The organism is Microbulbifer maximicatervae (SeqCode) (assembly GCF_052467695.1).
On the sequence record NZ_CP174320.1, the window covers coordinates 1,647,075 to 1,672,050 of the forward strand.

Annotated in this window: 23 protein-coding genes; 16 read left to right on the forward strand and 7 right to left on the reverse strand. The window is 50.8% G+C overall.

The window, feature by feature from the left end; genetic code table 11:
* Positions 1–178 precede the first annotated feature (178 nt).
* Together ACJJI8_RS07245 and ACJJI8_RS07250 are read right to left on the reverse strand one after the other, a co-directional pair.
* The gene (locus ACJJI8_RS07245; protein WP_108731394.1) at positions 179–1,330 is read right to left on the reverse strand and encodes a PilT/PilU family type 4a pilus ATPase; all 1,152 of its coding nucleotides are present in this window, start codon (positions 1,328–1,330) and stop codon (positions 179–181) included.
* A gap of 60 nt (positions 1,331–1,390) precedes the next feature.
* Positions 1,391–2,425 (reverse strand): type IV pilus twitching motility protein PilT, encoded by a 1,035-nt coding sequence (locus tag ACJJI8_RS07250; RefSeq protein WP_108731395.1) that lies wholly within the window; start codon positions 2,423–2,425, stop codon positions 1,391–1,393.
* Positions 2,426–2,494: 69 nt separating this feature from the next.
* Between ACJJI8_RS07250 and ACJJI8_RS07255 the strand changes: the two genes are divergently transcribed.
* Together ACJJI8_RS07255 and ACJJI8_RS07260 are read left to right on the forward strand one after the other, a co-directional pair.
* The gene (locus tag ACJJI8_RS07255; RefSeq protein WP_444906648.1) at positions 2,495–3,199 is read left to right on the forward strand and encodes a YggS family pyridoxal phosphate-dependent enzyme; all 705 of its coding nucleotides are present in this window, start codon (positions 2,495–2,497) and stop codon (positions 3,197–3,199) included.
* Between the two features lie 38 nt (positions 3,200–3,237).
* Entirely contained in the window at positions 3,238–3,525 is a 288-nt protein-coding gene (locus ACJJI8_RS07260; RefSeq protein ID WP_444906647.1) for a hypothetical protein, read from the forward strand.
* A 167-nt stretch (positions 3,526–3,692) separates the two neighbouring features.
* Here the strand turns inward: ACJJI8_RS07260 and ACJJI8_RS07265 are convergent, their stop codons facing one another.
* The gene (locus ACJJI8_RS07265) at positions 3,693–4,643 is read right to left on the reverse strand and encodes an IS5 family transposase (RefSeq protein WP_444932661.1); all 951 of its coding nucleotides are present in this window, start codon (positions 4,641–4,643) and stop codon (positions 3,693–3,695) included.
* A gap of 128 nt (positions 4,644–4,771) precedes the next feature.
* Positions 4,772–6,787 carry an alpha/beta hydrolase family protein gene (locus ACJJI8_RS07270; protein ID WP_444934663.1) on the reverse strand — a complete coding sequence of 672 codons (2,016 nt, stop codon included), beginning with the start codon at positions 6,785–6,787 and terminating at the stop codon, positions 4,772–4,774.
* Positions 6,788–6,913: 126 nt separating this feature from the next.
* Here ACJJI8_RS07270 and proC point away from each other — a divergent pair, with 126 nt between their 5' ends.
* The 14 genes from proC (at position 6,914) to ACJJI8_RS07340 (ending at position 21,037) form a co-directional block, all read left to right on the forward strand.
* Positions 6,914–7,747 (forward strand): pyrroline-5-carboxylate reductase, encoded by an 834-nt coding sequence (proC, locus tag ACJJI8_RS07275; RefSeq protein WP_444934664.1) that lies wholly within the window; start codon positions 6,914–6,916, stop codon positions 7,745–7,747.
* Positions 7,748–7,814: 67 nt separating this feature from the next.
* Positions 7,815–8,423: a YggT family protein gene (locus ACJJI8_RS07280; protein ID WP_413664057.1), complete on the forward strand. Its 609-nt coding sequence runs from the start codon at positions 7,815–7,817 to the stop codon at positions 8,421–8,423.
* A gap of 232 nt (positions 8,424–8,655) precedes the next feature.
* On the forward strand, positions 8,656–10,623 hold the full coding sequence (locus ACJJI8_RS07285) for a dynamin family protein (protein WP_444934665.1): 1,968 nt from the start codon (positions 8,656–8,658) through the stop codon (positions 10,621–10,623).
* Positions 10,624–10,760: 137 nt separating this feature from the next.
* Positions 10,761–11,945, forward strand: coding sequence for a homoserine O-succinyltransferase MetX (gene metX, locus ACJJI8_RS07290; protein ID WP_444935149.1), 1,185 nt, complete (start codon positions 10,761–10,763; stop codon positions 11,943–11,945).
* A complete protein-coding gene (gene metW / locus ACJJI8_RS07295; protein WP_282930320.1) occupies positions 11,945–12,535 on the forward strand; it encodes a methionine biosynthesis protein MetW in 591 nt (196 codons plus the stop codon). Before metX ends, metW begins: the two co-directional genes overlap by 1 nt.
* A gap of 140 nt (positions 12,536–12,675) precedes the next feature.
* Entirely contained in the window at positions 12,676–13,125 is a 450-nt protein-coding gene (locus tag ACJJI8_RS07300; RefSeq protein ID WP_413664060.1) for a DUF4426 domain-containing protein, read from the forward strand.
* A gap of 92 nt (positions 13,126–13,217) precedes the next feature.
* Positions 13,218–13,835 (forward strand): RdgB/HAM1 family non-canonical purine NTP pyrophosphatase, encoded by a 618-nt coding sequence (rdgB, locus tag ACJJI8_RS07305; RefSeq protein WP_444934666.1) that lies wholly within the window; start codon positions 13,218–13,220, stop codon positions 13,833–13,835.
* Positions 13,828–15,042: a radical SAM family heme chaperone HemW gene (gene hemW / locus ACJJI8_RS07310; RefSeq protein ID WP_444934667.1), complete on the forward strand. Its 1,215-nt coding sequence runs from the start codon at positions 13,828–13,830 to the stop codon at positions 15,040–15,042. Before rdgB ends, hemW begins: the two co-directional genes overlap by 8 nt.
* A gap of 147 nt (positions 15,043–15,189) precedes the next feature.
* A complete protein-coding gene (trxA, locus tag ACJJI8_RS07315; RefSeq protein WP_282930316.1) occupies positions 15,190–15,519 on the forward strand; it encodes a thioredoxin TrxA in 330 nt (109 codons plus the stop codon).
* A 365-nt stretch (positions 15,520–15,884) separates the two neighbouring features.
* Complete coding sequence (gene rho / locus ACJJI8_RS07320) at positions 15,885–17,144, forward strand: transcription termination factor Rho (RefSeq protein WP_108731406.1); 1,260 nt, start codon at positions 15,885–15,887, stop codon at positions 17,142–17,144.
* 275 nt (positions 17,145–17,419) lie between these two features.
* Entirely contained in the window at positions 17,420–17,689 is a 270-nt protein-coding gene (gene rbp / locus ACJJI8_RS07325; RefSeq protein WP_020413665.1) for an RNA-binding regulator, read from the forward strand.
* A 156-nt stretch (positions 17,690–17,845) separates the two neighbouring features.
* Positions 17,846–19,312, forward strand: a complete 1,467-nt coding sequence (gene ubiD / locus ACJJI8_RS07330; protein ID WP_444934668.1) for a 4-hydroxy-3-polyprenylbenzoate decarboxylase — start codon at positions 17,846–17,848, stop codon at positions 19,310–19,312.
* Positions 19,313–19,896: 584 nt separating this feature from the next.
* Entirely contained in the window at positions 19,897–20,400 is a 504-nt protein-coding gene (locus ACJJI8_RS07335) for a hypothetical protein (protein WP_444934669.1), read from the forward strand.
* Positions 20,401–20,707: 307 nt separating this feature from the next.
* Positions 20,708–21,037, forward strand: a complete 330-nt coding sequence (locus ACJJI8_RS07340; RefSeq protein WP_413664065.1) for a hypothetical protein — start codon at positions 20,708–20,710, stop codon at positions 21,035–21,037.
* A 197-nt stretch (positions 21,038–21,234) separates the two neighbouring features.
* Here ACJJI8_RS07340 and ACJJI8_RS07345 read toward each other — a convergent pair whose 3' ends face one another.
* From ACJJI8_RS07345 to ACJJI8_RS07355, 3 genes are all read right to left on the reverse strand, one after another.
* A complete protein-coding gene (locus ACJJI8_RS07345; protein WP_444934670.1) occupies positions 21,235–22,263 on the reverse strand; it encodes an alpha/beta fold hydrolase in 1,029 nt (342 codons plus the stop codon).
* Between the two features lie 88 nt (positions 22,264–22,351).
* On the reverse strand, positions 22,352–23,602 hold the full coding sequence (locus tag ACJJI8_RS07350) for a heme biosynthesis HemY N-terminal domain-containing protein (protein WP_282930312.1): 1,251 nt from the start codon (positions 23,600–23,602) through the stop codon (positions 22,352–22,354).
* Positions 23,599–24,927 carry a uroporphyrinogen-III C-methyltransferase gene (locus ACJJI8_RS07355; protein ID WP_444934671.1) on the reverse strand — a complete coding sequence of 443 codons (1,329 nt, stop codon included), beginning with the start codon at positions 24,925–24,927 and terminating at the stop codon, positions 23,599–23,601. Before ACJJI8_RS07355 ends, ACJJI8_RS07350 begins: the two co-directional genes overlap by 4 nt.
* Positions 24,928–24,976 lie beyond the last annotated feature (49 nt).

A 24,976-nucleotide genomic window follows, 5' to 3' on the forward strand; every position in this document is an offset into this window, starting at 1 on the left:
GCTATTTTCTTCCAATAAAAATGCTGCAGAAAAGAGCCTGCGATATTATTCAATATCGGGCGGGATCAGCTTTTGCATTGCGGAAGTATCCGCAGCGGATTATACCGGGTGAAAACCGTTTACAGGCTGGGGACCTTTGATATGTCTGTAAACGGTTTTGATCTGGCTGGATCGGGGGCTAGTAGAGCTGAGGACCACCGTCTCCGTACTCTGAATCATTTTGTAGACTCAACTCGCCAGCGGCACTATTTAAGTACTCGGCATCGGATTCGGATTTGAGCTTAATCATCAGGCGCAAATCGTTGGCGGAGTCGGCGTGGGAGAGGGCATCCTCATAGGTAATTTCTCCCCCATCGTAGAGCTCGTAGAGTGCCTGGTCGAAGGTCTGCATTCCCTGCTCACCAGAGCGCTTCATCAACTCCTTGATCTTATCCACTTCGCCCTTGCGGATCAGGTCCGACATCAGCGGGGTATTGATCATGATTTCAAGGCAGGCACGGCGGCCATCGCCATCGGGGGTCGGTACCAGCTGCTGGGCCACCATCGCCTTCAGGTTGAGGGACAGGTCCATAAACAACTGTTTGTGGCGGTCTGCCGGGAAGAAGTGAATGATCCGATCTAGGGCCTGGTTAGCATTGTTGGCGTGGAGGGTGCACAGACACAAATGGCCGGTCTCGGCGAAAGCGATGGCGTGGTCCATGGTTTCGCGGGAGCGCACCTCACCGATCAGAATAACATCTGGCGCCTGACGCAGAGTGTTTTTCAGGGCTACATCGAAAGACTCGGTATCCAGGCCCACTTCGCGCTGGGTCACAATACAGCCGCGATGCTGGTGGATAAATTCGATCGGGTCCTCAATGGTGATGATATGGCCCTTGGTGTTCTCATTGCGGTGGCCGATCATGGAGGCGAGGGATGTGGACTTACCGGTACCGGTGGCGCCCACAAAAATGATCAGCCCGCGTTTGGTCATGGCCAGGTCTTTGAGTACGTCGGGTAGTCCGAGTCCATCGATAGTGGGGATTTTGGTTTCGATGCGACGCAGCACCATACCCACCAGATTGCGCTGAAAGAAGGCCGATACCCGGAAACGCCCCACGTTGCGCACTGCAATCGCGAAGTTCAATTCCTTTTGCTCGGCAAACTCGCGCCGCTGTTTCTCGTTCATGGTTCCCACCACCAGCTCGCGCGCTTTCTCTGGCGTGAGCGCGGTGCTGCTGCAGGGCACCACTCGGCCGTGCAGTTTTATGGAGGGCGGGACGCCCGCCGTGATAAATAAATCCGAAGCGCCCTTCTCTACAACCAGTTGTAGAAGTCTTTCAATATCCATGGTGTTTACCGCGTTTTATCTCGACTTTTCTTCCCCAGATTGGGGGCGGGTTTTGGCCGTTTAGAAGTTCTCCGGCATCTTGGCTTTTTCGCGAGCCACTTCGCGACTGATAATGCGGCGTGCCACCAGGTCTTCCAGACATTGGTCCATGGTCTGCATGCCGACGCTGGCTCCGGTCTGGATGGCCGAGTACATCTGCGCGATTTTGTCTTCGCGGATCAGGTTACGGATGGCTGGGGTACCACGCATAATTTCGTGGGCAGCAACCCGGCCACCGCCGTTTTTCTTCATTAGCGTCTGGGAGATAACGGCCTGAAGGGATTCTGACAGCATTGAACGCACCATGGCTTTCTCCTGCGCCGGGAATACATCCACCACACGGTCAATGGTTTTGGCGGCGGAAGTGGTGTGCAGGGTGCCGAATACCAAGTGACCGGTCTCTGCCGCAGTCAGCGCCAGGCGAATGGTCTCCAGGTCCCGCATCTCACCTACGAGAATGATATCCGGGTCTTCACGCAGTGCAGAGCGCAGTGCTTCGGCAAAGCCGTGGGTATCCCGGTGCACCTCACGCTGGTTCACCAGGCATTTTTTGGATTCGTGCACAAATTCGATCGGGTCCTCAATGGTGAGGATATGCTCATATTTGTTGTCGTTGATGTAGTCCATCATCGCCGCCAGGGTGGTGGACTTACCGGAACCCGTGGGCCCGGTCACCAGTACCAAGCCACGGGGAGTATCTGAGATCTGTTTAAACACCTGACCCATTCCCAGGTCTTCCATAGTGAGAACCTTGGAGGGAATGGTCCGGAATACGGCGCCGGCACCCCGGTTGTGGTTAAAGGCGTTTACACGAAAGCGGGCGACACCTGGGACTTCAAAAGAGAAGTCTGTTTCCAGTAGTTCTTCGTAATCCTTGCGCTGCTTATCATTCATGATCTCGTAAATCAGGCCGTGTACCTGCTTGTGCTCCATCGAGGGCAGGTTGATACGGCGCACGTCGCCGTCGACACGGATCATCGGCGGCAGGCCCGCCGAGAGGTGTAAGTCCGAGGCGTTTTGCTTGGCGCTAAAGGCGAGGAGTTCAGTGATATCCATACTGCTACCTTATGGTTCTTGTTTGGGCTCAGGTAAAATCGCCGCTCAAATCGGTAAGGGCATCAGTATATGCGCAAAGAGACAATCGTCGAAAACCTGAATGCAGTAGGTGAGCGGATTGTGACATGCTGCAACAACTGCGATCGCAACCCTGCAGAAATTACCCTGTTGGCGGTTTCCAAAACACGACCGGCGGAAGACCTGCGGATTGCTTTTGCAGCTGGCCAGCATCACTTTGGCGAAAATTATTTACAGGAAGCCCTGCAAAAACAGGATGCCCTGTCCGACCTGGATATTCACTGGCATTTTATTGGGCCGCTTCAATCGAACAAAAGCCGCGCTGTGGCAGAGCGATTCCAATGGATGCACACGGTGGATCGCTTAAAAATTGCCCAGCGGCTATCGGCACAGCGTCCCAGTAATATGGCACCACTCAATATCTGCTTGCAGGTGAATATCGATGGCGAGCAGAGCAAGTCTGGCATAGCTCCACAGGATTTGGTGGCTCTGGCGCGTGAAGTGATGACATTGCCGGGACTATGCCTGCGCGGTTTGATGGCGATCCCCGCTGCTCGTGACAATGTATTTGAGCAGGAAAAACCATTTATCCAGTTGGCAGGGTTGCTGCAAAGCCTTCGCGAAGAATTTCCTGAGCAGACTTTCGATACTCTATCCATGGGGATGTCTAAAGATATGGAGGCTGCTATTGCCTGCGGCGCGACTATTGTGCGTATCGGCACAGATATTTTTGGGACACGAAACTATTCTGCATGACAGAATTAGTACGCAAGTAGATTTTTTTGGGATATGGGATGACAAAATCTGGGACTGTAGATGTATTGCTGCTGCTTTTATCAGTGAGCGCAGTGCTATCTCTGTCTGTAACGAATAGTGTACTGGTGACTTGGGTAGCGCTTGAGTGGTTGGCTTTTATCTGCCTGATTGCATTTGTTTCTCCCAAAATCTCATTGGTGACCGGCTTTTTGAATTCGGCAGTTATTGGGATATTCGGAGATAAGAGCCGCTATTGGCTTTGGATACTGGCGATTGCTCTGAACTTGATTGCGATTGTGGAAACATTTCCTTTTTTGTTTAGTTAATCAGGGGCTCCTTACATAGGGACCCTCTGATCAACGAAGCATTTTTCTAGAATTAAGCTACACTGCTTGAAAAATTCACTTTATTACGCTCAAACGCGTAATTTTCGCGTAATAGTCCCCTAATTTTTCATCTGAAATCCTCAATAGGCGGATTTCAGGCGCCCCCCCTAGGTAGCCAAGTATTTTCTCCCTATTAATAAGTTGGTAAAGCCTGCCAGTAAGCACAGCCTCTCAGTATTTTTTACCAGTCCCCGATAGCGGACCTTGTCATAACCAAATACCTGTTTGATGTAGCGGAAGGGGTGCTCGACCTTCGCTCTTATCTGCGCCTTGATCTTTTCCGCTTTACGGAGTGCATCACGCCCTGGAAGAGTTTTTAGCTTGCTCGGCTTCATTGCTATATACCAATCCGCCTCCCGCTCTTTCAACTCTTCACGTTTCTCCGCACCAATGTACCCAGAGTCTCCCCAGATTCTTTTCTCCTCCCCGTGGAGAACTCGCTCTGTGGTTGTGACATCATGCGAATTCGCTGCTGTTGTATCTATGCTATGTATTACTCCGAGCACATCATCAACCCCGATATGCATTTTCATCCCAAAATGCCATTGATTGCCTTTCTTTGTTTGATGCATTTCCGGATCACGTTCTTTCTTTTCATTCTTAGTTGAAGTTGGCGCAGAGATAATAGTGGCATCTACAATCGTGCCTTCACGCAGTACCATGCCATTCTCAGCAAGATGTTTGTTGATTTCATCAAAAAGAGCTGCACCTAGCTGATTGAGCTCCAGTAAGTGGCGAAAGTTAAGAATCGTTGTTTCATCGGGAATTGGGCTACTCAAAGTCAATCCAGCAAAACTACGCATGGATTCAATTTCATACAGTGCATCTTCCATAGCGGGATCACTGAGATTGTAAAATAGCTGCATGCAATGAATACGAAGCATGACACTCAATGGATATGGCTGTCGGCCACGTTTGCCTTGTGGGTAACAAGGAGTGATCTGAGCTTCTAGTCGCTGCCATGGGATGAGGATTTCCATTTGAGAAAGAAACTTCTCTCGCCGAGTTATACGGCGCTTTAGCTTATATTCTGCTTCGGCAAAGGTGACTTGGTGCATGATTCATCGTAGTCTTGATGGGTAGGTGAATATTACCAAATTGACTCAGAATTATTCAGAGGTTCCATAGTTAAGTTCTAAAAAGAAAACGGCCCTAAAGGCCGTTTTCTTTTTCTGGGAACAAATAATTATTGTTCATTCAAACTGAGCTGCTTTTTTTGATCTTCACTCAGTAGGTGTTCGGCAAAGAAGAGAGCTGTTGCCTGGGTAAAGGCATCACTGTTCTCTTTCTTGCGATAGCCGTGCCCTTCATTGAGTGCGTTCATATACCAGACTTGATTGCCATTCTCACGAAGTGCAGCCACGATTTGCTCAGCCTCGGTGACAGGTACCCGAGGGTCATTTTGTCCCTGCACTACAAACATTGGCACCTGGATCTTGTCCACATTGTTGTTGGGGCTGATTTTTTCCAGGAAAGCGCGCATCTGCGGATCCCGCTCATCACCGTATTCGACTCGACGAAGGTCGCGACGATAGCTCTTGGTATTGGTGAGGAAGGTGACAAAGTTAGAGATGCCTACGATATCCACTGCTGCTTTTAAACGATCGGAGTAGTAAACACTACTGGCCAGCACCATGTAACCACCGTAGCTGCCGCCAAACACAGCAACGCGTTCCGGGTCCAGATCAGGCTGGGTAGCAATCCAATCCAGAAGAGCGCCGATATCCCTAACTGAGTCCTCTCGCTTGTAGCCGTTATCCATGGCTAGGTAGCTCTTACCATAACCAGCGGACCCGCGTACATTTGGAGCAATTACAGCAACGCCAAGTTTTTCTAGCCACAGCTGGTATGTGCTGGAAAACATGGGGCGGTACTGCCCTTCAGGGCCACCGTGGATTGAAATAACCACAGGTACGGGGCCTTTGGCATTGCGCGGCTTATAGACGAATGCGGGAATTTCACGCGGCTTTCCATCCACCTCGTCGAAAGTGGGATAGTGCACCAGTTCGGGTTCGACAAAGCTTTCGCTGTCGAGACCACCGACTTCACTAAATGTCCATCGGGTAAGGTCACCACTGGATAGCGGGCGGCGGCCAAGGTCCATTACAAAGGAATCGGAGGGAGTTTTAGGCGTGTTTAGGGTTAGGGCCAGCTTATCACCTTCGGGGTTAAATTCTATTCCGCCGATAAGACCGATCGGCAGCGAGTCGACCTTGCGGTAGCGGTCATTGCGTGGATCGTATAGATAGAGGGTGGACATACCATTTTCGTTGGCGACAAAAGCGCCGCGGCGACCGTCTTTACTGAGGATAAAGCTGCTGATATCCCAGGGGATATCGGAGGTAATTATCTTTTCATCGCCACTCTCCAGGTCTTTGCGGATCAGTTGGGTAAATTCGCGCCCTTTGTCAGAGATGATATAAACCGAGTGATTGTCATAACTGAAACCCGCTGGGAAATTGCGGGAATCAGCCTCTTCATCGCTCGTACCGGCGAGTAGTGAGACTTCTCCGCTGTCGAGATCCAGCAAATGGACATTGGATCGAGTGGAGGAGATATATTGCATGACCAAAATTTGGCTGCCGGATTGTGAGAAATCACTGGGCCCCCACCAACTGCCATCCTCAGACTTAAGGATCAAGCGGTCTTCTTTTTTGTCACCGTCGAAAGTGGTTAGCCATATATCATTGGCCCTGCCATCTCGGCGAGTACTCTGGTAAGCGATAGCTGAGCCCTGCTTATTCCAGAGAATACTGCCATTGCGAGACTCACCATCAGTAATCATCTCGCTAGTGCCGTTTTCTGTATCAAACAGGAAAATCTGGGCGTATTCATTGCCACCGGCATCCATGGTGAATGCCAGTTGGCGGTGCTCCGGGCGGGTAGACATACCGCCTATCGGCTCTTCGAAAAAAGTTAGTTGTCGGCGAGCGCCACCCGCATTCTCTACCTTGTGTAATTGAGAAACTTCGCCGAAGCGGGTACTGACATAGATACCGTTACCGTCAATGTCCCAGCCCCGGAAGCTAGCTGAGCGTACGTTTTGATAACGATTGAGCTCATTGATGATAGTTTGGGGAATGTTTGGCACATCTTCGAGTACCAATTGGCCGTTATTTAGCGTGCGAGTTTCTACTGCACCAGCTGCACTGGTCGCAGTGATCAGTGTCGCTATAAGCAGTGAACGCCATCCTTTTTGCATACTGTCCTCCGTTAGGAGCCACTTGGTATGGCTCTCTTGTTATTTGAATCTGGCGGCCACATATTAGCGGAATGCCCCGAACGGGGAAAAGCGACAAAATTTTTGCAACCGCCCAAGGTGATATGAGTGAGTACAGCGAACCCTAAGATGGTTTTTATTGGTGGCGCCGGCAATATGGCGGGGGCAGTGATTGGTGGTTTGGTGGCCTCCGGTTATCCGGCGGACCGGATCACTGCTACAGGCCGTGATAGGGATAAGCTCAATGCTTTTGCCGAGAGCCACGGGGTAGCTATTAGTGACGATAATGTTGCCGCTATTATCGATGCCGATGTAATTGTGCTGTCGGTGAAACCGCAGGTTATGCGAGAACTTTGTGAGGGGCTGAAACCCCATTTGGTGGATCGCTCGCCCTTGATTATCACTTTTGCTGCGGGAATTCCGCTCGCGGCTTATCACCGTTGGATGGGAATGCACCTCCCTATTGTCAGGGCTATGCCTAATACCCCGGCCCTGGTGCAAACCGGAGTTACCGGTCTTTATGCCGATAGCAAGGTTACGGATGAACAGAAGGAACTTGCCGAGCGCATCGTCGATGCGGTAGGTATCTCATATTGGGTTGAGGAAGAGCGCGGCATCGATCAGGTGATTGCGGTAGCGGGATCGGCACCGGCTTACTTTTTCCAGTTTATGGAGGCCATGATTGATGCGGCTTCCGCCGGTGGCCTTGCCCGTGCGGATGCGGAGCGCCTTGTGTTGCAAACTGCCCTGGGCGCCGCCAAACTGGCGGTCGCCAGCGATGTTGATGTCGCCCAGTTGAAGCGCAATGTGATGTCACCAGGTGGAACCACTGAGCGCGCTGTTCAACGGTTCGAGAAGGGTGGGTTGCCGCAGTTAGTGGCCGATGCCATGCGCGATTGCGAGGAGCGGGCGACGGAAATGGCAAAGGAATTGGATCGGTAACAGGTTCCGGTCCAGTTGGGTAGGTGCAGCGGTGGCTGCTGAGAATCTTTTTGTTTAGGGTTTATCCATGGTCAATACCTTCAGCGATATCGGCGTTTATGTCGTGGGCATACTGGGCATTTTGTTCCTTTTCGCCGTGTTATTGCGTTTCCTATTGCAGTTGGGCCGTGCGGATTTTTACAACCCCATATCTCAGGGAGTTGTGAAGGTTACCAACCCTTTGCTGCTGCCGCTGCGCAAAGTGGTGCCAGGACTTTTTGGCGTCGATATGGCCTCAGTAGTACTGGCGTTGATAGTCGGTTGGGCGATGATTATGGCTTGCGCCATGATTGCAGGTTACGGCCTGGTTAACCCCCTCAGTGCCCTGCTGTGGTCGTTGATCGGCTGTGTCTCCACTGTGATAGCGATGGTGTTTGTCGGCTTATTGGTCTCCATCGTTGCCAGTTGGATTGCGCCGAATAGCGGCCATCCAATTCTAATTTTACTGCACCAACTCCTGGAGCCATTTTGCGGACCTGTGCGACGCTTGATCCCGCCGTTGGGGGTGATTGATATCAGCCCGATATTTGTCTTTATCCTGCTCACTGTGATTAACAGGCTGCTTATTGGTTTTGCCCAAATGGCCAACATGCCGGCTTTCGTGTACAGCCTGTTTTGGCATATCCCCGGCTTTTAACCGGACTCTGATCACCCCAAAATATCCCCTGCATCTTTCAAGCCCCGCCCTCTGGGGCTTGTGCAGTTGTTCGAAGGTTTCTTAAATTGTGACCGGCTGAACATTTCTTCACCTGTGCGTACTAGATCGTATTTGGCGCGGTGTTAGACTCTTATACTATCGATTGACGGCCCTTTCTCTTGTCTTAGTAGGGGCCGGTAGTCCCGGGTCTCAATAACAAGAACACCGTGAAATGGAAGACGCACTTTTACGCCAGCATATTTCTGACTACGACCGTTGGAAAAAGAATCTCGATCGCCAGTTTGCCCACTTCAGCCAATGGCTTGAACAGCACTTCTCTAATTCTGCTGGTGCCTGCCAGGTTGTACAGCAGGCCCGCGCCCTACTTGCAGATGACCAGTTCACCCTGGTTTTAGTTGGGGAGTTTTCACGGGGGAAAACTGAACTGCTCAATGCCCTGTTGTCGCAAACTTACGGCCAGCGTCTACTGCCCTCAAGACCGGGGCGCACCACTATGTGCCCCACGGAAATTTTCAGTGATGGCGGTGAGCGCGCCAGTCTGCGGCTGCTTCCGATTGAGACCCTGGCGACGAATACCAGCCTGGAGAGCTTCCGCCGAATTCCGCAAAAATGGGTAACTCACGAGTTTGATGCCAATGATCCCGAGGCAACCCGAGAGACTTTATTGAAGGTTGCCTCGACCAAGTCAGTAATGCCGGAAGAGGCCGCCCGCTATGGCTTTGATCGGCGCCACTTGGATGGCAAGGGGAACCTAGTCGAGATCCCCGCCTGGCGTTTTGCTTTGATTTGTCTGCCGCACCCATTGTTGGATCAGGGGTTGCGTATTATTGATACCCCGGGACTGAACGCCCTAGGCAATGAGCCGGAGCTCACATTGAGTACACTGCCCGGGGCCCAGGCGGTTGCCTTTCTGCTGGCTGCCGATGCTGGGGTAAGTGGTACCGATATGAGCATGTGGGAAACTCACCTGGCGCCACTGCAAGAGCATCGCGGAACATCCGTGATGGCCCTGCTCAACAAGATGGATGTGCTTTGGGATGATCCGGAGGAGGATGCTGAGCTGCTGTTGCGACGCATGCGCGCTGAAGTGGCCGGCCTCTTGTCTCTGCCTCAGGAAAGTGTTGCCGGTGTCTCTGCAAAAATGGCTCTGTTGGGGCGCCAGCAGCGGGATGCTGATTTGGTACGAAGCAGCCGCTTCGGTGAGTTTGAAAGGATGCTGGTTCAGCGCCTGCTGGAGCACCGGCATAAAATGGCCGAGCACCGCTCACTGCATCAAGCTCTCACCCTGATGGCTGATACCCGCGATCTACTCAAGCGTCGTTTGAATAGTGGCCGGGCAGCGCTGGCTCACCTGCAGCGCAATAGTGGCAACACCTCAGAGCAATTGGCAGAGTTGGAACAGTTGCAGACGACCGTGCGCGAGCAGCATAAGATTTGTCATCAGGAATTGCTGACGCTCAAATCCAGCCAGAGAATGCTTACACGACAAAGCACTTCTTTGTTGGCGCCGATATCCAGACAGCAGTTGCAAGCGCTGATTGACGATACCCTGGCTACTCTCAATCGCCGTTGGACGCCCATGGGCATGGCCAGGGCTATCGATACTTTTATGGAAGGGGTAGACCATCAGATGTCTAACCTCGAGCGGGAAGTGGATCAGGCTAATCGCTTGCTCGACGCTGTATTTGAGCGCTCCAGCTTGAAGAAAGTAGATGATGCCGAGCAGTATTTTACTATCCGCAAATTTCGTTTCGCGTTGCGTGGACTGCATCGCCAGGCCGCTCAGCTGAGGCGATCCCCGCAGTTGTTATTGGCGCGCCGCAGCCGTCTCAGCGAGCGCTTTATTACCACGCTTGCCAGTGAAGTGGGTCGGCTGTACGACGATATGGGTAACAAAGCGGAAAATTGGTTAGAGCAGGCTCTTGAGCCTCTCAAACAGCATGCGCAGTATCAGAAACAATTACTCAATCGCCATTTGATTAAACTCACCGAGTTGAAACAGAAAACGCGCAGCCGCCGCACGGATCTTCGAACTCTCGAGGATGAGGTTCAGCGCAATGATAAGGCGCTGGTGGCGTTAGAGGATTTACTGCGGCACAACAGCACTGCACCACAGCCGGTTGCGCCGGCGCCGCGCGCGCACAATGTAACCCCCTTGAAGGCCTCCCATACCACCTGAATTGGGTGCTAATTGATATTGGTTCTGACTGGCATTTGTTATAAGTTGCAGTGATCTTATTCACTGACTGCTTCGGCAATTTGCCAGGCAGCACCTATCAACCTGACAGATACAGTGCCTTGTCAACGGAAAATCCTATCGCTTCTGCGGAAGCCCAAACCGCAACTACCGGTGACCCAGGCTCCGTGGGCCTTGTTGAGCCTAAAAGTCATTACTTTAGTGAACCGCTGGAGTTGGCCTGTGGCCGAGCGCTGAAAAATTACACTCTGGTTTATGAGACTTACGGTGAACTCAATAGGGAAAAGACTAACGCAGTTCTGATCTGTCATGCTCTGTCTGGGCATCATCACGCTGCGGGGCGACACAGTATCGATGATAAGCGTCCGGGGTGGTGGGACCACTATATCGGACCGGGTAAGCCGATAGATACTAATCATTTCTTTGTGGTGTCCGTTAATAATCTCGGAGGTTGCCACGGATCTACCGGCCCCGTATCCATCAACCCGGATACCGGCACTACCTGGGGGCCGGATTTTCCATCACTGCGTGTCCGCGACTGGGTCCACAGCCAAGCGCGTCTGGCGGATATGCTAGGTATTCGACAATGGGCGGCGGTTGTTGGCGGCAGTCTCGGTGGGATGCAGGCGATGCGCTGGTCACTGGAATACCCTGAGCGCCTGCGTAATTGTGTGGTGATTGCCTCTGCCATGAAGTTATCTGCACAGAATATCGCGTTTAATGAGACCGCACGCCAAGCGATAACATCCGATCCAGACTTTTGTGATGGGCACTACCTCCAACAGGATAAGTTACCCCGTAGAGGCCTGGCCGTTGCGCGTATGATCGGGCATATCACTTATCTGTCTGACGATGGGTTGGGGCGCAAGTTTGGTCGAGAATTGCGCAGTGGCAGCTTTCAGCAGGGGTCGGATGAAGAGGTGGAGTTTCAGATACAAAGTTATCTGCGCTACCAGGGGGCCAATTTTTCCACCACCTTCGATCCCAATACTTACATTCTGATGACTCGAGCGCTGGATTTCTTCGACTTAGCTCGGGAATACGGGGATGACCCGGTAGAGGCCTTCTCCCATGCCAAGTGCCGGTTTTTATTGGTGTCATTTACTTCTGATTGGCGCTTTGCGCCGGAGCGCTCGAGGGAAATCGCCGATGCCCTGATGCACGCGGATATTCCAGTCAGCTATGCCGAAGTAGAGTCAGCAATGGGACACGATGCCTTCCTGCTGCCCAATGGTCGTTATGAAGGTGTATTTCGTGCCTATATGCAGAGAGTTGCGGCAGAAATTGCTGAGGAGGTGTACTGATGCGGATAGATTTGGATGTGATCCAGGAATGGATCGCTCCCAACAGCCGGGTTCTCGACCTCGGCTGTGGCGATGGTGCACTGCTCGATCAGCTGGGGAGAAATAAAAATGTGAAAGGCTATGGCCTGGAGATTGATCCCGAGCAAATAGAGCGATGTGTGGCCCGTGGGGTCAATGTTGTCGAACAAAATCTGAATACAGGGCTGGGAAATTTTGCTGATGGCAGCTTTGATGCTGTGGTGATGACCCAGGCACTGCAAACCTTGAGTCAGCCTCATTTAGTGGTAGAGGAAATGCTCCGGGTTGGGCGGGATTGCATTATTACGTTTCCCAATTTTGGGCAGTGGAAGGCCCGCTGGCACCTCGCATTCTCCGGGCGCATGCCAGTATCGGACTTATTGCCATACGAATGGTATGACACTCCCAATATTCACTTTTGTACTTTTACAGACTTTGAGGTGTTATGCCGAGAAAACGGCTGGGCGATTCTGCATCGGCAAGTGGTTTCTGAGTCCATGGTTGGGCGAGCATTCAAAGACTTTTTACCAAATTTGTTTGGTGAGACAGCCATCTATCACCTAACTCGCTAAACTAAGATTTGCGCCAGCTCTTTTGTGGAGGACTTTGGCGCGATAAATAGATCGAGAGAGGCACTCCTGAGGGGGCCTGACTGGAATTGACCACCAAACCTGCCGGGAGAGGTGGCGCCTATAACAACTGGAGGTGGAGCGTGAAACGCATCCTTACCCTGGCTGCTTCTGTGGCCTTGCTATTTTTATCTGTCGGCGCTGCCGCGCAAGAAGCGCGTACGATTAAGAACTACGCTGATTTTGGCGACTATCGAGTAGTCTATTCAGTGTTCAATAGCGATTTTATCCAGCCGGATATCGCCCGTCAGTACCAGTTGGCTCGAGCAAAAGATCGGGCCTATGTAAATGTCTCTGTCGTCAAGAAAGAGGGCGGAACTCATGGCCTCAGCGCTGAGATGTCTGGTACAGCTACCAACCTGATCCAGCAGTCAAGACCACTTAAGTTCAAAGAAATTCGGGAAGGGGATGCTGTTTACTATCTCGCGCCCCTGCGTTTTGAGGATGAGGAAACCCTTACTTTTAACGTAGATATCAAGCTGCCCAATGGTAAAAGTGAGACGATCACTTTCCGTCGCAGACTGAACCGATAGATATCTGCCAAGGTTCCACTGGCTGAGAGCTGGTCGAAACCCCTTCTTTAAGATTCACCGCGGGCCGAGGCCCGCTTTTTGTTTGAAGCAATATGGTAAATAAAATTGTTCTTGCCAGCGGTAATGCCGGCAAACTTCGCGAGTTTTCACAGCTGTTCGCCTCATGGGATATACAGGTTCTTCCTCAGTCTGAATTTGGGGTAAGTGACGCTGATGAGACCGGATTGAGCTTTATTGAGAATGCTTTGATTAAGGCCCGCCACGCCAGCCGTATCAGTGGCCTGCCGGCATTAGCCGATGACTCCGGGCTGTCGGTAGATGCATTGAGTGGTGCGCCGGGAATTTACTCTGCACGCTACTCAGGTGCCGGGGCGACTGATGAAAAAAACAATGCGAAGTTATTGGAGGCCATGGTTGACGTTGAATCTAAGCATCGCACTGCCAGTTTCCACTGCGCGCTGGCTTTTGTGCGGCAATGGGATGACCCGGTGCCTTTGGTATCTAGTGCAAAGTGGAGCGGGACAATTTTGCGGGAGCCGGCGGGAGAGCAGGGTTTTGGTTATGACCCGCTGTTTTTTGTTGGATCTGAGGGAATGACCTCCGCTGAACTGCCGAGAGACTTGAAGAATCGACTGAGCCACAGGGCCCAGGCTATGTCTCAATTTGAGCTTTTATGGCAGCAAAATATGCAGGGTGCCGACCTTGCCTGATCAGATTGCTGAATTACAGCTGCCACCACTAAGCCTGTATATCCATATTCCCTGGTGTGTGCGCAAATGTCCCTACTGTGATTTCAACTCCCACCAGGCTGATAGAGACCGGGCTAATTCGGACTACGCCCTACCGGAATCCGAGTATGTGGCGCAGTTGCGCCAGGACCTGATCAGCCAATTACCTTGGGTGCAGGGGCGAAAATTGCAGTCCATCTTTTTTGGTGGCGGTACGCCGAGCCTGTTCTCCCCCCAAGCAATTGGGCAGGTCCTGGAGGCTGCTGAGCAGGTGGTGGGTTTTGCTGAGGGGATCGAGATAACCCTGGAGGCCAACCCCGGCACTTTTGAGCAAGCCAAGTTCACTGGCTATCGATCTGCTGGAGTTAATCGTCTTTCTATTGGAGTGCAAAGCTTCGATTCCAATCAGCTACAACAGTTGGGACGTATTCACAGCGGAGAAGAGGCCGAAGGTGCCCTGGCGATGGCGCGTCGCGCGGGCTTTGACAATATTAACCTCGACCTGATGCACGGATTGCCCAATCAGACCGAGGTGGAAGCCCTTGGCGATTTGCGCCGAGCAATTTCCTTGGCTCCAGAGCATATTTCCTGGTACCAATTAACGATTGAGCCAAATACCGCATTCTACAGTGCGCCACCAGTCACCCCCGGCTCCCAGCTGATAGCCAGTATGCAGGGCAGCGGACGCGAACTACTGGCGTCCGAGGGCTATCGTCGTTACGAGGTGTCGGCTTATAGCAAACCCGAACTGGAATCCCGCCATAATATTAATTATTGGTCATTCGGAGATTATCTGGGGATTGGTGCCGGTGCTCATGGCAAGGTAACCCTAGCTGAAACTGGGCAAATTCTGCGCAGTCGTCGCACACGCACTCCGAGGGACTACTTGTCTATCGCCAGGCAACATCCCGAGCTGCTGCATAGTGCCTTGTCTGAACCCCATACTGACAGGGTTGAGAATGAGGATTTGCCACTGGAGTTTCTTATGAATGCCCTTCGCCTGGCGGATGGTGTTCCCAGTGATACTTTCACCCGCTACACCGGATTGCCGATGTCCGAGCTGCAAAAACAATGGCCTACCCTGATGGCAATGGAGCTTGTAGAGTGTTTGGATAAGCGGATTGCTGCCACGGCTTTTGGCTTTGACTATATCGATGAGATTTTGCAGCGCTTCCTGGAGCAGGCGTAAGTCTGTGGCAGGAAAGACTTGAAATCCCATTTTGCGCCCCAATTTTGAGGGCAATGGTGCATCGCAGCTGTATAACCACCGCTGTGACCGTGAGAAGATGTGTTGGCGGTGCCCACGCATCGAGTAACTAAAGAACAGGAATGCAATATGAGCGAGCACTCAATCGTCAACGTATCTGACGCTGAATTCGAAGCAGAAGTTCTCAAAGCTGAAGGCCCGGTGTTGGTAGATTTTTGGGCACAGTGGTGCGGTCCGTGCAAGATGATCGCTCCAGTGCTGGAAGACCTGGCAGGCCACTACGGCGATAAGTTGAAGATCGTAAAAGTAGACGTTGATGCGAATAAAGAGAGCCCGGCCAAATACAATGTCCGCGGTATCCCCACGCTGCTGCTGTTCAAAGGCGGCAATGTCGAAGGTACTAAAGTCGGCGCACTGTCCCGCGCGCAGCTGACTGAGTTTATCGACGGTCAGCTATAAGACTGTCGTTTCCATCCTGCAAAGGGAGTAAATTTCTTTGCAGGATTGGAAACACCCGTTATACTGGCTGTAATTCTGAAATAGTTCAGCGGTCTTGAATTAAATGAGACGAGCTGACAAAACGCCCCTCCACAGGGTCCCTGACCATCCCCGGCGCGTATACTCCTCGAGTTGAACTTGTTCTGATAATGCTCCATAAATTGATTATGGAGAGCAAAAGTTTACTGAGTACTGTGGTCTTGGTAGGAAAAGGTACCTAGGTGTATCGGGTAAATAAACGAGCTAATCTCTAATATCAAACCCCTCCTCAAAATTTCAGGCGTGTCCGCGCCATATGACAACAGAAACATTAATAAGCAATTGGTATGAATCTCTCCGAATTAAAAACCAAACCCATTGAAGAGTTGATTGAAATAGCCAAAGGCATGGGCCTTGAAAACCTGGCCCGTTCGCGCAAGCAGGATATTATTTTCAATATCCTCAAGCGCCACGCCAAAAGCGGTGAAGATATTTATGGCGACGGCGTATTAGAAATCCTTCAAGATGGTTTTGGATTTTTGCGTTCTGCTGACTCCTCTTATCTTGCGGGACCGGATGATATATATGTATCTCCAAGTCAGATTCGCCGATTTAATTTACGTACGGGTGACTCAATTTCCGGAAAGATTCGCCCACCGAAAGAAGGTGAAAGATATTTTGCCTTATTAAAAGTTAACGAAATTAATTTTGACAAACCGGAAAACGCACGTAACAAAATTCTTTTCGAAAACCTCACTCCTCTATTCCCCAACGATCGCCTCACCCTCGAGTGCGGAAACGGCTCCTCCGAAGACCTGATTGGTCGTATTATTGATCTTGTAGCTCCAATCGGGAAAGGCCAGCGCGGCTTGATTGTTGCGCCGCCGAAGGCCGGTAAAACGATTATGTTGCAAAATATGGCACAGGCCATTACACGCAATAATCCAGAGTGCCATTTGATCGTACTGCTGATTGACGAGCGTCCTGAGGAAGTGACAGAAATGCAGCGCTCCGTGCGCGGTGAAGTTGTTGCCTCTACTTTTGATGAGCCGCCGGCACGTCACGTACAAGTTGCGGAAATGGTAATTGAAAAAGCCAAGCGCCTGGTTGAGCACAAGAAAGATGTGGTTATCTTGCTCGACTCTATCACCCGCCTGGCTCGCGCTTACAACACAACAGTTCCTAGCTCCGGTAAAGTATTAACCGGTGGTGTTGATGCTCACGCCTTAGAGCGCCCGAAGCGCTTCTTTGGGGCAGCGCGAAATATTGAAGAAGGCGGAAGTCTGTCTATTATTGCTACTGCACTTATCGATACCGGCTCGAAAATGGACGAAGTTATTTTCGAGGAATTTAAAGGTACCGGTAATATGGAATTGCAGCTGGATCGCAAAATTGCTGAAAAACGCGTATATCCGGCCATTAATGTGCGCAGATCCGGCACTCGCCGGGAAGAGCTGTTAATGCCTGAGGGCGAGCTGCAGCGAGTGTGGATTTTGCGTAAGCTGTTACACGATATGGAAGATGTTGCATCGACTGAATTCCTAGTGGATAAATTGAAAGATTTCAAGACAAATGACGAATTCTTCCTATCCATGAAACGGAAATAATTTTTGTATATAAAGTAGCGCCTAAAAAGGCGCTCTTTATTTATTAGGAGCAGAATAAGACGATTAATTGCGTCTATTACTGTTGAAAAGGCGAGCCAATAGGCATATAAAGTTCCACATTGTGGCGCTTGATATGGATTTTAGGCAACGCGCCTTACTGAATTGGCCCAGGGGTTTATTTCTCCGCAAAGGGCCAATCTCAAATGGTTAATCTGGTGGAGCTGGTTATCCATTTGTGACTGCACGACAGCCCACACACCTAGTGAGAACCTTTTGTGAATATCTATATTGGAAATCTGGCCTACGCGGTAACCTCTGACGACCTGCACGAAGCTTTTGGTGCATTCGGAGAGATCTCTCGGGCTACTGTTATCACCGACCGTGAGACTGGCCGCTCTAAAGGCTTCGGTTTCGTAGAAATGCCTAACGACGATGAAGCGCGCAAAGCTATCGAAGAGATGAACGACCAACCGCTGTCTGGCCGTAACATCCGCGTTAACGAAGCTAAGCCTCGCGAAGATCGTCCGCGTCGCCCCCGCTTCTAAGCTGTAAAAAGCTTATTATTTCCGCGGCTCGCAGCCTAGGCTTGCGAGCCGCGACTCCCTCCCGCCTCTCTCTTCATTCCAAATGGTGTGTTGTTACCCATCCTGCGCCTTCTGTTTTACACTGTGCTCTGGTTTATAGTCACGCCTTGTTAGCCCATGAAATATAAAGATCTACGCGACTTTATTAAGTTGCTGGAAAAGCGCGGCCTACTAAAACGAATCAAGCACCCTGTTGACCCTATTTTGGAAATGACAGAAATTTCCGATCGCGTATTGCGAGCTGAGGGGCCTGCATTGTTGTTTGAGAACCCGGTAGGCTTTGAGACCCCAGTTCTTGCCAATCTTTTCGGAACACCAGAGCGAGTCACCCTGGGGATGGGAAGAGAGAGTGTTGCCGAACTGCGTGAAGTGGGAGAACTGCTGGCTTTTCTCAAGGAGCCGCAGCCACCGGAAAATCTCCGCGATGCCTGGGAGAAGTTGCCGGTCTTTAAGCAGGTCCTGAATATGGGGCCAAAAGTCGTAAAGGGTGCAGCTTGCCAACAGGTAGTCCTTGAGAGGGATCAGGTTGATCTGCATCAGCTGCCAATCCAAACCTGCTGGCCGGGAGATGCCGCTCCGCTGGTCACTTGGCCCTTAGTAATTACCCGAGGGCCTGAGAAGAAACGGCAAAATCTGGGCATATACCGGATGCAATTAATCGGAAAGAACCGCCTAATTATGCGTTGGCTCAGTCATCGCGGGGGGGCGCTGGATTATCGGGACTGGTGCAAGAAGCATCCCGGTGAACCCTATCCGGTAGCTGTTGCCCTGGGTGCCGATCCCGCCACAATTCTGGGGGCCGTTACCCCAGTGCCGGATACTTTGTCTGAGTATGCCTTTGCCGGCCTGCTGCGGGGGGATAAGACAGAAGTGACCGATGCCTTACTCAGTGATCTTCAGGTGCCTGCCAGTGCCGAATATGTTCTGGAAGGATTTATCTATCCCAATGATATGGCTGATGAGGGTCCCTATGGGGACCACACCGGTTACTATAACGAAGTGGACAGCTTCCCTGTGTTTACGGTAGAGAAGATTACGCACCGTAAAAACCCCATTTACCACAGCACCTATACTGGGCGCCCACCGGATGAACCTGCGATTTTAGGCGAGGCTTTAAACGAGGTTTTTGTGCCAATCCTACAAAAGCAATTTCCTGAAATTGTCGATTTCTATTTGCCGCCGGAGGGATGTTCTTACCGTCTCGCCGTGGTCACCATGAAGAAGCAGTATGCGGGTCACGCCAAGCGGGTAATGATGGGTGTCTGGTCTTTCCTGCGTCAGTTTATGTACACCAAGTTTGTTATTGTCGCTGACGAAGACGTCAATGCCAGGGATTGGAAAGATGTAATCTGGGCGATGACCACGCGTATGGACCCGGCGCGGGATACGGTGATGGTAGAAAATACTCCGATTGATTATTTGGATTTTGCTTCGCCGGTCTCCGGTTTAGGCTCAAAAATAGGTTTCGATGCGACTAATAAATGGGAAGGTGAAACTAGTCGGGAGTGGGGTGTACCTATTGAGCGCGACCCGAATGTGGTTAAAAAGATTGATGAAATATGGTCTAAATTGGGCCTCGAATAAGCACGGCGACATATTCTCAGTACTCCCGTCCGAATAAGCGCCTCTGGTGGCGCTCAGTAGAGTGGCCGTTTAGCGGTCACTCTTTATTTTTTCTTCCTTCTTTGCATCTATAGCTTTTACTGCTGGCGTCGCAGTCAGGTACGGGCTCGACCGTGGCTCTGAATTAACTATAAGGAATGCTTTAATGAGGAGAATTTATTTGGTACGCCTGATAGAGATAGTTATTTTCGTATTTTGGTATTAGTACCAAGTGAGCAAGAATAAAATACTGGAAATAATAATATCGAAGAGTTTATGTCTGTAGTTATTTGGTATGCAGCCATACCTTGAATAGCCATTGCCAGAATAAAAGTGTGGGGGCTAATCCGAGCGTATTTGTCACCATTTATTTTTGAATTGGAAATTAAATATAGTTTATCTTCTTGATGAACAGAGATATGGATATTAAATCGGCCTATGCGATGAAGCGTATTGCTATTCGTCTCATAAAAATATAAAAAACAACTGTGGAATGACCACTCCTGAAATTTTTATTTTAAGGAGGGCTTTTCTTGTTGTGTATTTTTCTAAGGTTGGATGAGAATATGATAGGGAATTTATCAAAACTAGTAGTTCTATTTTTTGGGATAGCAATATTTCAGCCTGTGATTGCCAGCCAGGATAATGGTGCAGAGGCAATTTTTGAGAGGATCAAAGGGCTAGCCGGAGAGTGGCGAGAGGAAGGGGCGGAAAATGACGATTTTGTTATTAGTTTTTCCGATACAGCTGGGGGAAGCGTAGTACTGGAAAGTTGGCTCTATAACGGGCGCCAACATTCCCTGACGGCCTACCACTTGGATAACGACAATTTAATAGTGACGCACTATTGCCCCCAGGGTAATCAGCCCAGGTTAAGCTGGCAAAAAAATAGTGCTGAAGATACTTTGGCATTCTCTTTCAAGGATGTAACTAATTTTACTTTGGACAGTAAGAGTCGTCTGGATAGCCTCACTTTTACCTGGTTAGGTAACGGCAAGTTACAACGGGAAGAGACTTACTTGAAGAACGGGGAGCAGTTACCCTCATCCTTGACTCTGGTACGTAAATAAGCTGCCAAATCGTTATTAACTGATAGTTTAGATGTATTATTTCTCAAAGCTGGAGCGAAATTCGCGCCAGCTTTTTTATTTGTGAACTTTATTGTGGTTTTGGTTTATATAAGTATGATTCGCGACTGAATTTGCATGCTGCTGCCAGTTTATTGGCATGGGGTGACAGTGCAGGCTGTTCCCGGGTTGTATTTTTGCTTATGGCGACATGCTGCATTGAAAACAAGTGGATATCTAATTCCTGGGGTTGGGAAACGGTAGAAGTTGGAAGTGAGTAAATAACTAAAATTAAATGGAGAGGTAACAAATGGAATTAATTATTTTTGTAATTATTATGGTGGCAGTTCTTGTTCTGCCTCTGAAGTTGGCAGCTGCTATGTTGGGGGCGAAAAATACGGGTGTTTTTTATTGTCTTTTCGCTTTGCTGTTGGCCCTAATTATTCAAAGAATTGTTGGCGGCATGTTGCCGGGTGTGACGGATAGCGCTGGGATTTTAATGACAATTCCCCTGGCTGCTATTGCCTATATGCTGGTACTTGGTACGGGTTTTTTAAAGGCTATTCTAATCGCCCTTTTACAAGGGGTAATTACTTATTTTGCCATGCTACTCTTTGTGGGATTGCCCTGGGCTGTTTAAAAACGAAATAAATTCTCGCAGAAAATCTGCAAGCGGCGATTTATTGAATGTTAAATCGCCATTTGCACTATCATTGATTACTAATAGTTTCCTTGCGTGCAAGCTATAACTTTCTGCAAAATGGATGCTCTACACATCAGCTTCCGTACCAATGATATATTTCCTAGATTAGGTTTCTACTGGGCAGGCTGTAGGTCCTACTTTCCAATAGGAGCCGCAAGAAATTTACTTAAAACATCAATATAAGTTGGAAATGCTTCGAACTGGGGTAAATGTCCAACCCCCTCCATCTCAACTAATTCGGCTTTGGGGATTTCTGCTGCTGTACGCTTGCCTAATTGATCGTACCGGCCTAATTTTTCTTGTACAGCTTCAGGCGCACGGGCGCGGCCAATAGCTGTTCGATCTCGGGTACCTATAATCAGTAGGGTGGGCACCTTGATATTGGCAAACTCATAAAGTACCGGTTGAGTGAATACCATTTCGGAGGTTAGGGCATCCACGGTTGCCATATGAGCCGCATCGGGCCCCAGGGTCCAGCCAGCTTGAATATCCAGTAGCGGGTTATATTCTTCGCGCCACTGCTCAGAAAAGTAGGCTTTACTCATGTAGCGTTTGATAGATTCTGGAGTTTGCTTTTTCTCGCGAGCAATGGCTTGGTCCAAAGGTTCATAGGGAACCCATCGCTTCCAGTCTTCAAGGCCTATAGGGTTTACAAGTGCTAACTTTTTGACTCGCTCCGGGTACATCAGGGTAAACCGGGTAGCCAGCATACCTCCCATAGAGTGTCCAACTACCATAACCTCTCTTATTTTCAATTTATCCAATAAAACCTTGGTATTGTTGCTAAGCCCCTGAAAAGTATATTGGGTAAGCGGTTTACTGGATTTTCCGAAACCGATCTGGTCCGGTGCTATAACCCGGTACCCTAGCTGACTGAGTTGGGAGATAGTCTCCTTCCAGTAGGCCGCCGAAAAATTCTTTCCGTGCAACAGGAGTACCGTTCCTCTTGTATTTTTACCCTCTGCAGGCGGTACATCCATAAAGGCCATTGCCAATGGTTGCCCCTGTTGTTCGAAATGAAAGTGATGAACTGGATAGGGATATTCGTAATCAGATAAGGCTTTATCTTGAGGCGTTACTGAATATTCAGCAGATGCATGGCCGGTAAAAAACACACTGGCGGTAAGAAGTAAGGCAACTATGTAGCGCACAAATAGGGTCACAGCCGTGTCCTTATTGGTAAACGGGAGTTCACTATAGGCGCAATTGGGGGGTGGCTGAAAGGCCCGTCGGCCTTTCAGGGGAGATGACTCAGGCGTGAGCGCCTAGTAGGGGAGTGCCCTGGCTGGGCATAGGCAACTGGGGCAAGTCCTTGACTGCTTGAAGCAAGCCTTCCTCATAGAGTTTTGCTGCTTTGTCTTTTTCCCCAAGGGATTGAAATAGGCGAGCCAGTTCAGCGGAGGTAGCAGGATCTTGGCGCAACAACAGGCTTTTCTCGAAATACTGCTGCGCTTTGCCCCAAAGTTCATTGCGCATTGAGAGACGCCCGAGACAGGTTAGCAGTGCGGCACTCTCCCCATATTCTTTCAGCCAGCCTTCAGCTGCCGATATTTGTGCCGCAGGGTCGGCGCCCACCAGGCAGCCGTAGAGTTCGGCAAGCTTGGGGTCCCAAGCTCGATTGAGTAGCCAGCGCAAATGCTTCTCTGCCTCTGTGTCTTCACCAATCCGATGCAGTTGCTGTGCATAGAGACTGCGCAGGGCTTCGTTGCGTTGCCAGCGGCCACTCAGGCTTTGCCAGGTATCGTGTAATTTATCGATATCTTTGCGATTAGCTGCTTCGGTCAGCTGATGTTGATACACCTCGAGTTCAAGCTGGTGCAACTCAGCTTCGGGCATGTTCGCATGTTTCTCCAATTCGGGCAGTAATGCGCGAAGACGGCTCCAGTCACCCAGAAGGTAATAAGCCTGCTTGAGAAGTTGAAGTAAGGCGGGGTGTTTGGGCTCGAGCTGTTTGGCGCGCTCCAGGCTGGCGATACACTGCTCGTAATGTTTATCGAGGAGCTGCATACGAGCTTGGCTTAGGGCCACAGCCAGGCGGGTATCTTCACCACAGGCCTCCGCTTTGGCGAGTAACTCATTGGCCTCCTCACGAAAGCCCAGCTCAAAGGCGCTGCGCGCCGCCGCCAAATAATTGATCAGCGGGGCTTCAGATCGAGGGGCGCTCTTCAGCAGCTGACGGCGCGCCCGGGACCAGTTGCCCTCCATAAACTCCACCAAACCGCTGGTCAGGCGCCGGCGTGCTACACGCTGGCGACCAAATCTCAGCCGGTCGACACTACCTCGGAATCCGCGAAAGATGCTGCGAGCCAGCCAAATGGCAAAGAACAGGATAATTAGGGCTGCTGCCAGCGAGAAAATTGCGAACCATAGGTTCATCTCGTAGCCTTTATTCAGCTCACCGCCAATACCGATTACCAGGTAGCCGGGATAATTGTTAATAGCCTCCGGTAGAAAAGCGCCGAGCAGCAGTAGTACCAGAGCGGTGAAGAACAGTTTTTTCACTGGTTCTCCTCCTGTTGCGAGGCTGATGGTGTGGCGGTGCCGGATGTTTTGTGTAAGCGCTCAATATAATTGCGCAGGGCAAGTTGGGAGGCGCTGAGATCGGGCATTTCGACCTGAATGCGCTGTTTGCTAAGGTCCGTCAGTTGTTGGGCCAGTGCATCGCGCTGCGGACTGGCAGTGCCGTAACTGAGTAGTAGCGACCGCGCACTATCCAGAGCGTCCCTGTAAACCGTGGTATCGCCGCGAAGCAATGCCAGTTGGGCCTGCTCCATATAAAGGCGCAGAGTCTGGCGAAAGCGAGCTTCACTCTGAGGGGACAGCATTACCGGATTGATGTCTCCATCAATGGGGCGTACCGATTCGCGCATAAAGCGGGTGAAGTTGTGCCACTCCCGCTTCCACAGGGGGGCACTCTCCTCAATGCTGGGCTGCTCTTCACTGGGTTGTTCTGCCGAAGCCATATCGAATTGTGGTTGAATATTTGTGCGGATTAGCTGTTCTTCCAAGGCGCTGAGACGGAGGTATAAACCCTGGCGATCGATGTTTTGGACCAGCTTCAGTGAGGTGATATCGCGGGCAAGCTGTTGGCGTACTCCGTATAGATCCGGTAAGTCCACATCGCGCAATATCTCGTCCACGCGCTCGACCAGCCCCAGCGCAGCGCGACTATCGTCTTCGAGAAGCAGGCGTTGGTTGGCTAGACGCAACAGGTAATCTGCCTCAGCTAATTGCCAATCGTCGCGGCTTACATTTCCCAGCTGACCCAAACGGTTTCCCTGTGCGGTGACACTGCGCTGCATGGAAGCCAGCTGCTGCTGCAGTTGGGCGATAGTGCGATTTTGTCGCTCCAGTTGATTGCGTAAATTGGCATCGGCCTGCTCCAGCTGACTGAACTCCCCGGAATAATCGGGGGTTTGGGGTTCAGTTGGGGCTGGGGTAGCAGCAGGGGTTTCCGAAGTGGTATTGGAGGTCGGCGCTTGGGTGGTGTTTTCAGCGGCAGCCGGCACTTCCGTTGCAGGGGTAATAGTGGTGGTGCTCTCCGGGACTGCCGTTTTTCCAGGTAGATAGTCGAGGTAAGCGCCAAGGTGTTCGCGCAGCTGCGGAGAGTTGAACCAGGCCAGTGAGGCCACAGCAATCAAAATGAGGATGAACAGTAGCCACCACCACAGCCCATTGGATCCACTGGCCGCAGCACCGCCGCTGGCTTTACCCGTAGAGGCTTTTTCCTCTGAGGCTTTGGCGAAATTACTTTTGCTTTTTACAGGCTTTGTGTTTTCCGGGGGCTCATTGGTCGCGGCTATATTTTGATCTTTTTTATCGGTCATGGGTATGGCGGCGCAGGTGGAAAATGTCGTCAGATTATAACGAGTGGCG